This is a genomic window from Sphingobacterium sp. JUb20 (assembly GCF_004342035.1).
GTDB lineage: Bacteria > Bacteroidota > Bacteroidia > Sphingobacteriales > Sphingobacteriaceae > Sphingobacterium > Sphingobacterium anhuiense.
On sequence record NZ_SLYV01000005.1, the window covers coordinates 202,885 to 217,545 of the forward strand.

Annotated in this window: 7 protein-coding genes; 2 read left to right on the plus strand and 5 right to left on the minus strand. The window is 38.8% G+C overall.

Annotated features, from left to right (window positions below):
* Window positions 1-4: 4 nt before the first annotated feature.
* Together EDF66_RS10300 and EDF66_RS10305 are read right to left on the minus strand one after the other, a co-directional pair.
* A complete protein-coding gene (locus tag EDF66_RS10300) occupies window positions 5-1,813 on the minus strand; it encodes a RagB/SusD family nutrient uptake outer membrane protein (RefSeq protein WP_132842440.1) in 1,809 nt (602 codons plus the stop codon).
* Window positions 1,814-1,830: 17 nt separating this feature from the next.
* Entirely contained in the window at window positions 1,831-5,289 is a 3,459-nt protein-coding gene (locus EDF66_RS10305) for a SusC/RagA family TonB-linked outer membrane protein (RefSeq protein WP_132842441.1), read from the minus strand.
* A gap of 1,382 nt (window positions 5,290-6,671) precedes the next feature.
* On the opposite strand from EDF66_RS10305, the gene EDF66_RS10310 reads away from it, so the two are divergent.
* Complete coding sequence (locus EDF66_RS10310; RefSeq protein ID WP_132842442.1) at window positions 6,672-7,094, plus strand: organic hydroperoxide resistance protein; 423 nt, start codon at window positions 6,672-6,674, stop codon at window positions 7,092-7,094.
* A 68-nt stretch (window positions 7,095-7,162) separates the two neighbouring features.
* On the opposite strand, the gene EDF66_RS10315 is transcribed toward EDF66_RS10310, so the two are convergent.
* The 3 genes from EDF66_RS10315 to EDF66_RS10325 form a co-directional block, all read right to left on the minus strand.
* The gene (locus EDF66_RS10315) at window positions 7,163-8,173 is read right to left on the minus strand and encodes a glycosyltransferase family 4 protein (RefSeq protein WP_132842444.1); all 1,011 of its coding nucleotides are present in this window, start codon (window positions 8,171-8,173) and stop codon (window positions 7,163-7,165) included.
* A 202-nt stretch (window positions 8,174-8,375) separates the two neighbouring features.
* On the minus strand, window positions 8,376-9,653 hold the full coding sequence (locus EDF66_RS10320) for an adenylosuccinate synthase (RefSeq protein ID WP_132842445.1): 1,278 nt from the start codon (window positions 9,651-9,653) through the stop codon (window positions 8,376-8,378).
* A gap of 79 nt (window positions 9,654-9,732) precedes the next feature.
* On the minus strand, window positions 9,733-10,302 hold the full coding sequence (locus EDF66_RS10325; RefSeq protein ID WP_132842446.1) for a Crp/Fnr family transcriptional regulator: 570 nt from the start codon (window positions 10,300-10,302) through the stop codon (window positions 9,733-9,735).
* Window positions 10,303-10,610: 308 nt separating this feature from the next.
* On the opposite strand from EDF66_RS10325, the gene EDF66_RS10330 reads away from it, so the two are divergent.
* Window positions 10,611-14,522: a response regulator gene (locus EDF66_RS10330; RefSeq protein WP_132842447.1), complete on the plus strand. Its 3,912-nt coding sequence runs from the start codon at window positions 10,611-10,613 to the stop codon at window positions 14,520-14,522.
* Window positions 14,523-14,661: the final 139 nt, after the last annotated feature.

The window sequence follows — 14,661 nt, forward strand, 5'->3', positions numbered from 1 at the left end:
CATCTTAATTTTGAGGCCAGCCTTCTGTTTGTTTTAGCACATATCCCTTTGCTGCATATTCATCCATCTGAACACGCCCTACAGGGGCTAGATAAGGGTTAATATTGGATAGATTTAGAAATGGCTGTCTGCTACTGTTTAGTGTATAGCGATAAAAACCGGTCATCTTTGCACTGCTTGATGCGTCTGCAGGGTTGTATACCACAACCTGACCGTCTAATTTAACTATAGAAATACCAGCTTTGATTTCTGCAGGTGCCTCCTGAGGAAAATTAACCCATCCGCCGGAGAGCAGATCTTTGTTTATATCCGTATCCATATACTCCAATTTTGACCAACGTTTTAGATCCGATAAACGGGATTCTTCAAATGTGAGTTCCATTCTACGTTCCCTTCTGATCTCCCAGAGCAGACTCGAAACCTGAACGTCTCGGGCAGGATCAACAGGTAAACTGGTCAGTTGTAAACGAGCAGTTTTCTTTACACCTCTTGCTTCAGCTTCGGCGGCCAAAGGTCGGTCTCTCAGTTTGTTTATGGATCTGTCAATGTCAGCCTGGTCAACTGCGGCATTACCCAAGGATGCTAGTTCAGCTTTTGTCTCAATCCAATTCAATAAAACCTCGGCATAACGGAGTACAGGAGCGTCGGTAACATTATTTGAACCCGAATAATCAATGCCAGGTGCACCACCTGTCGCTACTGTAGCCTGCACCGCACGTGGTAAAAACTTTGTTATATATAGGAATGATGCTTTATTTTTTATGGTGTTTTTATAATGAAAGGTGGCTTCAAACCGAGAATCCCTTTTCGCAATTAAACTGTCCAACGAAAAATCAGATGCATTTTTTTCAGCCGATTGCTGCCACGGAAGCCCATCTTTACTGCAGATGTATGATTTAATTAATGATGTTGTGGGCCCGTAGGTAACCGACTCTGATAAATTATGGATGGAGACAATTGAATGTTTTATATTGACGGCTGCATCATAATGTCTGTAGAGAATAACATCTTTATTCCCCTTTAGATCATTGGACGTAAAGATTGATCTATAATCTGTAACGATATCGTACCTTCCGCTTAAAATAACAAAGTTTGCGGCCTCCAAAGCTAGCTCATAAAATTTCTTAGCACGATCTTGATTTTTATAGTAATATTTCTGCCAGGCCCCTTCTGTCATTGCAAGCCGGGAGATAAATCCCGCAACCACATAACGATTTACGAATTGATCACCGTCATTCAATCTGACGTTCGATAAGGCAAAGTTCAGATCCTCATAAACGGCATCCATGACTTCATTTCTAGGCGTGCGATTTTTATAAAGATTATCAAAGTCCACATCGCTAACGATATCACCATAATAAGGAACATCGCCATAGGTGCTGACCAGCTCCGAATAGCGCATGGCCCTAAAGAATCGTCCGATACCTTTCCAATGATTAAAAGCTTCTGTACTTAAAATTTTGGACATCCGATTTTCAATTCGGTTGAGCAAAATATTAACTGATCGAACGGTAGTATAATTCCAGATCTGACTATTGGGTACCGAACGTGTGAAGTTGGATTGATTGCCCTGAAACAGGACATCATCACTAAAGGTATATCCGGCGAGTAAAGCTCCCGTATTATCAAAACCCACTCCATACCCGGTAAAGAAATCGGTGTAATATCTATTCGCGTATAAGCGAACATTATCTTCCGAATTCCAAGCGGTTTCATCGTTTTCACTGGTTAGTTGGGGTCTGTCCAGAAATTTTGCACATCCTGAAAAAGATAGCGCTAATATGATTAAAATAAAATTATAGTTGATTTTCATGATATTTTCGTTTTTTATTACAAACCAATCTGAATACCCATCGATGCGGATTTAAAGGAAGGATTTCCAGCTCCGGTACGTCCTAGATTATAATTTCCACCGGATTGCAGCATCGAGTTGCCCGAGATTGTTTCCGGATCGATCGGTAAACCTCTTAAATTATCAAAAGTGAAAAAATTCTCCAGAGAGACATAAATACGGGCATTTTTTAAGTGGATCGTTTTGAGTACGGAAGGAGATAAGGCGTATCCAAAAGTTATATTTTTAATTTTGAAGTAGGACATATCCAGCATATAGCGTGTTTGTGGTCTCATGACGTATCCCGAATTGGATCCATTAAGATTCCATGCGCGTGGATAAAATGCATCCGTACGGTCTGCTTTCCAGAAATCTTCTGCGATCGCTTGGGGCATGGCTCCATCTTTAACATGATAGCCCGGAATAGCGAGTTGACCATCACCCCAGATACTTCTTTTACCGATTCCCTGGAAGAATAAGGACAGATCAAAACCCTTGTACTCTGCCCCTAAGCGAAATCCAAAATCATATCGAGGAGTCGAATTTCCGATCACCACCATGTCGCCCATGTCGCCATTTACACCTTTACCTGCATCAATGTATCCGTCGCCGTTGACATCCACAAATTTCACATCTCCCGGACTCATCAGTAAGATCTGATTCCCGTCTTCAAAATAGGTCTGATACACAGGGTTATTACCTGCCAGCATATTCGTGACCTTAGCAGATCCGTCCCGAACAATGGTGGTTTGCATAAATTTTCCTTGATCATCATAGACAAAATCATCTTTTTGATATAAACGGTCTGTTACAAAACCATAAATATCCCCATATCTTCTTCCTGTTGAATAATTAGTGGATAATTTTCTATCTTCCCATTTATCTTTTCGATCAACGCCCTGGGCGATTACAGAAATTGCATCAGCGATGTTTGCATTAAAATTTAAACGGAGGCCATTTTGAAATTTATGACTATAGTCTGCGGCTATTTCCCAGCCCCTTGTTCTTAAATTTCCATAATTGCCCTGTGGAGCTCCGGCTCCAAATGTTGTTGGTAGAGCATCACCAGGTACGATCATATTTTTTGTACTACGTTGATACAGCTCCACAACCAATCCTAACTTATTATTGAAAAATCGAAGATCGGCACCTAGATTGATATGCTCAATATCCTGCCACATGATTGCATCGGAAATAGCAACTGGTGTTCCAAGTTGAAAAAATTGATTTCCTGCACTATTCAGCCAACTATTTTTCCCTATGGCCATAGTCGGCACATACATTGAATTACCGATCGACTGGTCACCGATGCTTCCCCAGGAACCTCGGAATTTCGCAAAGCTTAAGACCGGCTTTAATGGTTTCATAAAGCGTTCATTTGATATGACCCAACCCGCAGAAAACGAAGGGAACCAACGCCAGCGTAAATGGGTAGGGAATTTTGAAGCCCCATCATACCTTAAATTTGCTTCAAGTAAATATTTGTTATCGAATGCATAATTTAAACGACCAAAAAAACCGGCCTGAGATTCCCAGTACTTATCTCCGCCGGAGGTCTCCGTGCCAACAGCAAAATTGAATTGCGGATTTTTCTCATTCATTAAATTGGTCCGTTTTGCATAACTGCTTTCCCATAAATTTGCGACAATATTTGTTCCAGCCATAAATTTGAAATCATGTTTATCTGCTAGAATCAGGCTATACGTAGAGAATGCATTGAAAGTATGTTTTTTCGAAAAATAATTTGATCTGGAGATATAGGTTTGATCTTTTCCGATGTATTGCTCTACTGGAAACTGGTAAGCAGGAATACCTCCGGTATCTGTGGCAACGCCATTTTCATCCACATATATTGGCCAACCTTCAGCATCAACACTGGCTATCGGTGCATACCAATGCCATGCACCTTTTGAAGTAGGCATGGAAGATTTATCCGAATTATTCTGTGTGCTGTAGGCATAGTCCACTTGAATGTCCCAATTTTTTGTAACATTTAAAGTCGAACCCAGGTTTAGATTCAGGTAGCGATTGATTTTAAACGCGTCATGTGCATTTTTAGTGTCAAAATATGGATCCCTGATATCAACACCGTCCTGTTGGGCAGCGATCGGAAATAAGCGGCTCCACCTGTACAGATAGAGCCAGGGATCCGAAGTGAATCCCGTAGCAGAATTAGGATATCTTTTGGTTCCGTCAGAATACATGGCTCCACCCCGCACCGTTAGCAAGTCGCTTACTTTTGTAGATACATTTAAGGTGGCATTAAAACGGGTATAATCATCGTGTGGAGCAGGTTTCATCATTCCTTGCTGACCCAGGTAACCTGCACTTAAATTATAAGTGGTTTTATTGCTCTTCCCATTTAGACTCAGGTTATGAATTTGAGAAAAGGCATTGTCTTTGATCATCACAGCGGCCGGATCATAAAGCCTTAATCCATATTTCTCTCCACTTTCGTAGTACCAGTCACGGCCATATAGTACGGGGTCATAATTACCGACAGTACCGCCATATTTTTGTTGCCATTCTTTCACCCGCTCAAAGCTTTCTCTATTTAACCGCCAAAATCCACCTGCTGGACCACTTGCTTTCATGTTTTCATGCGCCTCTAATGTATATTCCAGACCGTCAATTCCTGCTATTTCAATAGCTTTGAATGGTGACTGTAGCGAAATATTATTGGAATAAGTGACCACATTAGAATCTGTGCTAGCCCCTTTTTTTGTTGTGATCAATACAACACCAAAAGCAGCTTTGGCACCATAAATGGAACTTGAAGCGGCATCTTTCAGTACAGTGACCGACTCAATGTCATTGGGATTGATCAGATTAATACTGGGGATTTCGACATTGTCTACTAAAATCAGTGGATTACTTGATCCATTTATTGAAGCAATCTGACCACGGATTTTCATGATTGGATCGGATCCAACTTCTCCCGATGGGACTACAATAGATAAACCTGGAATGGTTCCTTGTAAACCTCTTGCGGCATCAGGGATAGGCCGGCTACCTAAGACTTTTTCAACATTGACAGTGGATACTGCTCCTGTCAGGTTAGATTTCTTTTGAGAGCCGTAGCCTACAACCACTACTTCATCCAAAGTGCTTTCATTAATTTCTAATGTAGTGGATAAGGTATTTGATGTTACCTTAATGTCCTGTGCCTTATAACCGACAATTGAAATGTGGAGAGTAACACCTATTGGTGCTATAATTTTAAAATTTCCTCCGGCATCGGTCATTGTAGAGTTCTTTGTGCCGGCAACAGTAACAGTAGCTCCAGCAATGGGACCTGAAGATCCTAAAACTTTACCCTGTACCATATTTTGAAAGATTCTATTTGAAAATTCGGAGGCAGTAACTGCAAGATTGGCATTTTTAGCTACGCCAATTGCATGAGCATCGGGATAACTAATTAAACCTGCAGCAACTGAGAACAATAGCGATTTTCTCATAATTGGAATATTAATTTAAAGTTGGTTATTACGTTTTGTTGGTTAGGTTATGCATGATTAAGTAATTGGTTTTTACTTAGTCATGCATAAACAAATGCTAATGTAGGTTTAAAATATTGAAATAAGAATTTTTTTTGCGTTTTTATTCTGCTTTGTTAAAACATATGATACAAACTAACGCATAAAAAAGCAATGCTAAATCAATTTCAATGATAAGCTGTAAACATTAGATAAGAGCTGGAATAGACACTGTCAAGTTTATCAAAATGTGAAAAATATTAAAAATCCTGACGAAACGATGAATTTTGTTTTATAAAAGAGTTTTTAAAAAGCAGAAAATTTTTCATTCCTGATGGCACTGTTACTAATATTTGGAGCGTCGGTCAAGACGATTTTTGATTGGATAGTGAAAAGTACTATAGCATTAATCGGTATTGTTACTTCTGTTCTAGTTTCGGGATTTATAGCCACTTTTATTTTTAGATTAGTTACTATTCTAAATAGATTAAAATCGGACAACTGGTCATTTGTGTGATGATTGTCCTTCCATTGTATTTTAAGGCTGGCTCACAACAAACTATTGAACTGTGGTTAGGTAAGGTAATCGCGGTATAAAATAATATCAATACCAGTAGTCTTTTTCTAGCTTTGATAATTTAAGATCAGGGTCAAAACTATGATCTCCACAGATTAAAGAGTGTACTGTTATATAAGATGATGTTATCTTGAACGATGTCAAATACTGGTTTTCAGATTTTACAGTGCTATAATCATCAGATAAATAAAAAAAAATAACACATTTTTTTTTATTTATCTGATGATTATAATTATATTGACATAACCTTTCATAAAATTGCACACGATTAACTTGTTGTGCTACAAAGCCTCCAAACCTGGAGGCTTTGCTGTTTTTATCCTATATATAATAAGTGGGGCGATATATATGAAATATGCTATTGGTTGAACATTTGTTGTATGTAACGGGAGTTCATTTAATGAAATTTGTAAACTAATGGAAGTGGATGAATAATCTTAAAAACTCGGACTGAATAAGTCAGAACTTGTTACAAACGCGACAAGATGTTGAGAGTTTGGTCTATTTCAAATAGCAGTGAACGAGGATTAGCTAGCTTTCAAGATTCCGCTCACTCACTTAAAGTGCAAGGAAATATTTGGCCAATGCGAGTTTAGGTGAAAATTTGTCAATATTGGGTAAAATCTATATATATTGCCAGAAATTATATTGTGCGCAATATAATTTTATTAAGTTTGTATTGTAATTAAACAACAGGATAATATATTCTTTAACGATATGGAATGCAAAGCTTATCGGTGGGGACGCGGTCAAATTAAAAAAAGCATTAAACTTTAAATATATAACAATGAAAAATTTGTATACAATAGGTGCGACAGCTACTGGCGGTAGAAATGGGCAGGTTAAAAGTGAAAATAGTGTGTTGAATCTTGAGGTGCGTATGCCGAAAGCCTTAGGGGGAGCTAACGATGATTATGTCAATCCTGAAATGTTGTTTGCGGCAGGATATGCAGCGTGTTTTGACAGTGCACTGAATTTAGTGATCAAACAGTCAAAAGTGCGGACAGGGGAGACCACTGTTACGGCAAAAGTGAGCATAGGACAACTGGAAAACGGTGGTTTCGGATTAGCAGCTGAACTTCAAGCCAACATCCCGGGAGTCTCATTGGAAGAAGCAGAAGCTTTAACAGAAAAAGCTCATCAAGTATGTCCTTATTCTAACGCAACAAGAGGAAATATCGAGGTCAAAATAAGTGTTTCCAACCAATAAGATATGCCTCCAGCCCTCGCTATATGAAATTAAAGTGGAAGCTGGAGGTTATTTGTTTTAAGTGACATTTATCTGTTTAAAATCTCTCTATATACTTCTAAATAGTTCTGACACATTCTTTCCTTCGAAAAGTGATTCTCCGCTTTTTTTCGACATGCTTTTCGGTCGATGAAATCGATGTTTTTAACCATTTCTACGGCCTCGTCAATGTTTTCAGCGAGAAATCCATCTTGTTCATGATCGATTAGTTCGGGCATACTTCCTTTGTTAAAGGCAACAACTGGTGTGCCAGATGCCATCGATTCGACTACTGATAAACCAAAGGGTTCCTTAAAATTTATAGGGTGTAACAATACGCTGGCATTTGAGAGTAATTCATTGCGTCTTTCCGGACCAACGGAACCTATATATTCAATTTTACCGGGTTTTAAATGGGGCTGGATATGCTGTCTGAAGTAATTTTCATCTTGAATAATACCAGCTATGATTAGACGTTTTCCCAAGGCTTGGGCTATTGCTATAGCTTCTTTAGCTCCCTTATCATGATGGATTCTGCCGTAAAACAATAAATAATCCTGAGGGTTGTCGTTAAAAGTAAACTGTCCAAGGTCAATTCCGTGGTAAACGGTAGCAATATAGTCCAATTCTTCCGCACGATCGGCATTGCTGATGGATACGTAATGACCGTCTATATTATGCTTTTTATATACAGGAAGGATACTTCGGGACGAAAAACCATGGATCGTGCTTACAACAGGTGTCTGCACCAATCTGGAATAGGAAAGGGGAAGGAAATCAAATTGATTGTGTATAATGTCAAATTCGCGCGCATTTTCGAAGCACTCTGAAATATGCAACGATTCCCACACTTTGGCATTGATGTCACGATCTTCTTCATATCCTAAGAGACAAACAGCTTGGAGACGTGCTTTGGTAATTGAATTACCGGTCGCAAATAATGTGACTTCTACACCTAATTTTACAAGTTCTTCAGTAAGTAATGAGGTAATCTGTTCCCATGGACCGTAGTGAACAGGAGGTGTCCGCCAAGCGATTGGCGCAAGCATTGCAATCTTCATACCTCTACAACATACGATACCTGCTTTTGTTATTATTAATCGTTTTTGTTTAAGCTTGATTTATAAATACGATCGATTTGAAAAGCACAATCTGAAGATGTCTTTGGGGGGCAAATCGCTCTGATTTGAAAAAGCGGGTGTCCTAAATTGTTGGAAACCCGCTTTTATCATTTATGACCTATTTTTACAGGTGTTTTCAACCTTAATAAAGCTTCAAAGTTTGCTTCCGATCTGGGCCTACAGATAAAAATTTAATGGGAATTTGAAGTTCTTTTTCCAAGAAATTAATATATGCTTTGAGCTTCAGTGGAATGTCGGAAACATCGGTGACTGTGCTGATATCTTTATGCCACCCGTCTATTTTCTTAAGTATAGGAGTTGCTTGTTGAGTAATTAGCTCATAAGGCATATAATCGATCACTTTACCATGATGGCGATAATGGGTGCAAGCAAAGATGTGATCTAAACCACTGAGAACATCTGCCTTTGTCATCACCAATTGAGTCACACCATTCAGCATTAGGGCATATTTTAGTGCAGGTAGATCGACCCATCCAGTACGGCGGGAACGACCGCTTACTGCACCAAATTCTTTGCCTGTTTGACGGATCTGCTCTCCTGTTTCATTGGCCAACTCTGTTGGGAAGGGACCACTGCCAACACGGGTGCTGTATGCTTTAAAGATACCTATCACCTCACCGATTTTGTTTGGAGCAATCCCTAAACCTATACAAGCACCTGCTGTTGTGGTATTGGATGAGGTAACAAAAGGGTAGGATCCGAAATCAAGATCAAGCAAGCTTCCCTGTGCACCTTCGGCTAAAACCCTTTTCCCTTCCTGAAGATACTGATTGACCAGATGTTCCGAATCCACCAGAGGATAATGCTTCAAGTGTTCGATTGCGTCAAAAAAAGCAGTTTCATTTTGAATCGTATTCACCTCTACCTCATAAAATGAAGCAAGCATTGCTTTATGCTTTGTTAACAATTTTTGATATCGTTCTTTAAAATCTGGGAGCAAAATATCGCCTACTCGGAGCCCGTTACGTCCTGTTTTGTCCATATATACCGGACCAATACCCTTTAATGTAGATCCTATTTTGTTCGTGTCTAGATTTTGTTCGGATGCCACATCAAGCAAAAGATGTGATGGTAAGATTAGATGTGCTTTTTTTGAAATCAGTAGGTTACCTTTTTTCAATAAGTCGTGGCCGGCTTTTTTAAGCATATCCAGTTCTTTGATTAAACTGATCGGATCCAGAACAACTCCATTTCCGATCAGGTTCATGGTATGATCGAAAAATATGCCGGAAGGAATCGTATTTAATACAAATTTTTTACCGTCAAATTCTAACGTATGACCTGCATTGGGACCACCCTGAAAACGCGCTATGAGATCATAATCTGTACTTAACACATCAACAATTTTCCCTTTACCTTCGTCGCCCCATTGGAGACCTAATAATACATCAACTTGCATAATCGTATGTTTAAATATTTAATATGACAAAGTTCGGGAGAAAGGGTCAGGCTACAATTGCCAATTGGCAATAAAACCTTTAGCTAATGGTTTTTCGGATGCGGCTAAGCGATGTTGCTGTAATGCCTAAGTAGGAAGCGAGCATCAGTTGTGGAATCCGGTTGGCTAATCCAGGGTAATGCGCTAAGAAATGTAAATAGCGTGTTTGTGCATTCTGCACCAACATATTGCTGCTTGCTCTCATTTTATTTTCGAGGACATAAGAGGTGATTTTGGAAAAGATGTCTGACCAGCCGGGAATGGTGGCCGCTAGCTCCATAAAATCTTTTTTAGAGAAAACGAGCAGTTTACAGTCGGTTATGGCTTCGATATATTCTGCTGAAGGCAACTCATCAATGAAACTGATTGTATCGGCAATGAAGCGATTTTCGTAAACGAAATAGCGTGTGAAGCTATCTCCTGCTTTATTGTAATAACAGATTCTGAAAACTCCTTGGGTGACGTAGCCTATATCTCTTGCCACTTTACCCGCTTCAGAAAAAAAATCTCCTTTATTGACCTGCCTATGCTGTGCTTTAGCTGATATTAAAGCACATTGATTCTCGTTGAGTTGTCCAAATTTGAGCAGATAATTGATCAAGTCTTCCATTCTTCAAAAATAAGATTATACAATTGATATTAAGTTGCCAATTGGCAAGATTTTATCTAAAATTTAATTCTCAGATCCTTCATGAGTAATGCAATTTCCATAGCTTTAACGGTATCGTTTTATCTTATAACTTTGCTATATAAGAGTTCTGCAAAGCATAAAATCTGAAAATTTAGGGAATAAATGCTTATGATATTGTAATTTAAGATTATTGCCGATTTTCGTTTGTTATTTATTTAAAAGGAGAACTATTTTTGTTATTTTCACAATCTCAATGAACACATCTATTTACTATATAATTTAAAGGCATGGAGCAATACCCCGTCCCGGAAAATGAATTGGAGCGTATCCGTCAATTAAAATCTTATGAGCTATTGGGATTGGGGAAAGACCCTGATCTTGATGTGTTTGCGCAGGCAGCCTGTCTTATAACAGATTGTCCGGCAGCACTTATTGCCATGATGGAGGAAGACACGCAACGGATCCAGAGCTGTGTTGGTATGGAGCTGGATACTGTTGAAAGACGTAATACGGTATGTCAGTATACGATTATGAGTAAAGATGTGCTCGTCATCGAAGATACTTTTGAGGATCCGAGATCGGCCACCAATCCTTTGATCAGAGAGGGAAATATCCGTTTTTATGCGGGAGTACCTTTATTGGATGACGAAGGAAATGCACTTGGTACGATCTGTGTCATCGGGTTTGAACCTAAGTCATTATCTGCTAAGCAAGTGGATTCTTTAGGACAGCTTGGAAAAGCTGTAGCCAAAATTCTCTTAGGGAAAAAGAGAAAGGTTCAGGCTGGATATTTTGAGGAAGTATTTCATATTACCAATAATATGATCTGCGTATTGGACGACCAATATCGGATAAAAGAACTGAATCCTGCATTTTCTGAGGCGCTGAAAATTGAAAAGTCTAGGGTGTTAGGAGCTTCTTTTTTTACTTTATTGGATAATCATGATGAAGGTTTTCAGCAGCGTCTGAAAAATCTCGCAAATATTACTGGAGGCATACAATATACGACAGTTACATCGCATGATGAAGGTAGTGATGTCGTGATTGAATGGTACTTCAAATATGATGCTTCAACGTTAGAAATTTTCGGATTTGGGAGAAATGTTACCATTGAACGGGAGGAACAATTAAAGTTAGCTGTTTCTGAACGCAAGTTTCGAAATTTTTTCGAGAATGCCATCGGTTTAATGAGTATGCACGACATGGAAGGTAATATTCTTGCTGTAAATGAGAAAGGCCGTAATCTTTTGAAGTATTCTGAGGAGGAAGCAAAGCATCTCAATCTAAAGCAACTTGTACCTACACATCACCTGCAGGCTTTCGATGAATATCTCAAGCGTATTCTTCAAAATGGAGAGGATTCAGGTATGATGATTCTAAAGTCGAAGGATGAGGAAAAGATCTATTGGCTTTATCATAACATGCTCGAGCTGGATCCAGAAGGGAAACCTTATGTGGTTAGTACGGCACTCAATATGACGGAACGGATACAGCTTGAAAATGACCTTCTGCATACGAAACAGATTTTGGAGCAGACGAATACTGTTGCACAAGTCGGTGGATGGGAGGTTAATCTGGATCTGCATCAGGTTTTTTGGTCCGATTCAACAAAATTGATTCATGGAGTAGGTAAAGATTTTGTTCCTAACTTTGATCATGCCGTAGGATTTTTTGATGAAGACAGTCAGGTTAAGTTAACCGGTATTTTTGAGGAAGCAACGCAGCATGGTTGTTCTTTTGATGTTGAATTGCGATTGAGACAGCAAGAAGGTGAAATCATTTGGGTGCGTGTTAAAGGAATTCCCGAGTTCGATAACGGAACATGTAAGCGTGTTTTCGGTATTATACAAAATATTGATAGCAGTAAAAACCTCTATCTGGAACTGGAACGTAAGGAAGCGATGCTCAGAGCTTTTGTGGATTATGTTCCGGCTTCTGTAGCGATGTTTGATCGTGACTTTCGTTATGTGTCCGTCAGCCATCAATGGATGGAAGATTTTCATAAAAACATGGATAATATTCTAGATCAGAATCTTTTTGATGTTTTTCCTAATATACCAGAAAATAGAAAAAATATTTACTATGATGCTCTTGAGGGTAAATCCTATAAGAATGTCGATGAATTAATTTATGTAGAAGGCCAGTCGGATCCACAGCACTTTAATTGGGAAGTAAGGCCTTGGAATTTGTCTGATGGAAGTATTGGCGGTATTATTATTTTTACTCAAAATATCACCGAATCTGTTTCTGTTAATTTAGAACTTAAAAAAGCAAAAGAACTTGCTGACTTAGCCAGTAAAGCAAAATCTGAATTTCTAGCCAATATGAGCCATGAGATCCGTACACCTTTGAATGGTGTGATTGGATTTTCGGATCTGCTGCTTAAAACTCCTTTGAACGATGTACAGAAACAGTACCTCAATTACATCAATGAGTCTGGAAGCAGTTTGTTGAATATCATTAATGACATTCTTGATTTTTCTAAAATTGAATCTGGAAAACTAGAATTGTATATCGATAAATTCAATGTATATGATCTGGCCCATCAGGTGATTAATGTGGTGCTATACCAAGCTCAAAGAAAAGATGTCGAACTCTTATTAAATATTGAGCAGGGATTACCTGCTTCTATCTGGGTAGATGAGGCACGCATCAAGCAAATCTTGATCAATCTATTGGGAAATGCCGTTAAATTTACGGAAAAGGGAGAGATCGAACTTAAGATCGAAAAGCGCAGCAGTGACGAAAGCAAAATTAAATTACGTTTTTCTGTTCGCGATACTGGTATCGGTATTCCGGTAGAAAAACAGCAACGTATTTTTGATGCCTTTACCCAAGAAGACAGCTCTGTGAGCAAACGTTATGGTGGCACCGGTTTAGGACTCACCATTTCCAATAATTTATTGAAATACATGGGAAGTAAACTTTGTCTAGAGAGTGAACTGAATAAAGGATCTGATTTTTACTTTGATCTGGAGATCGCTTATGAAGAAGGTGGCATCGAAGAGGATGAGGAACTGCCTTTAAAACGCGTTCTTATTGTAGATGACAATGCCAATAACCGCACGATTATACAGCATATGCTGACTTATAGAGGAGTTGATTCAGTACTTGCAGAGAATGGTCTGGCGGCTTTACAATTACTGATGAGCGGTGAAAGGTTTGATGTTATTTTAATGGATTATCACATGCCTATTCTCTCCGGATTGGAGACGATAGAAAAAATAAAGGAATTGTTTTATAAACAGGAGGAAAGTATTCCACTCATTGTATTGCATACATCGTCGGAGGAGCATGAGGTCATTTCTGCTTTCAGGCAACAAGAACGCTCCTATTGTTTGCTTAAGCCTATTCGATCCGACGAACTTTATCTTACTTTACGTAAAGCCATACAGCAAAGTAAAGCTGATGTTAATCATTTGGGACAGGATAGTGATAGTGGAACAACGGTTTACCAACAACAGGCCAGGGTTCTTTTAGCGGATGACAATTCTGTAAATATGGCGCTCAATCTGCGTATGATGGCCACTATTATGCCTAATGCTGAACTGATAGAGGTTACTAATGGAGGGGATGCAATCGAAAAATGCCTGCAGTCAAAGTTTGACCTTATCTTAATGGATGTGCAGATGCCTGGTGTAGATGGTATCGAAGCGACCAAACAAATAAGGCTATTAACAGGTTATGCTGCTATACCTATTATTGGTATTACTGCTGGAAATGTCCGTGGAGAAAGAGAAAAATGTTTAGAGGCCGGTATGTCTGAGTTTCTTCCTAAGCCGATAAGGCAACATGATCTGTACACTGTATTGCAGCAATTTATTCAGAAACAGGTGCTTGAACAAAAAGAAGAGGCTGTGATTGATGATCATCTAGATATGGATGCACTTCAGGAACAGATTGGAGATGACGTTAGTTTTAAATCTTTTTTCTTAGATCTTGTGATCAAAGAGATTAAGCAAGCATGGTTTCAATTGGAAAATGTCAGGGAATCGGAAGATATTGAACGAATGAAAGTGATCCTCCATAAATTGCGGGGAACAGCGTCTACTGCGGGGCTTAAAAAACTGAGTATGCTGACATCTAATCTGGAAAAAGAACTATCATCCAGTAACCCCGGATTGGATTTGCTGGATGATATAAAGCAAGAAATTGAAATAGGATTACAGTTAATAAAGAACCTTTTAAACGAAAAGTAACATGTTGATTTTAATAGCGGAAGACGACGAATTGATATTAAAAGTTTTTTCTATTGAATCTATTTAATATCAATACATCGTTCAATTATTTAATCGCAATTCTAAATCTTTTTGAAAGTGCTTACAGTTTTTCTGTTGG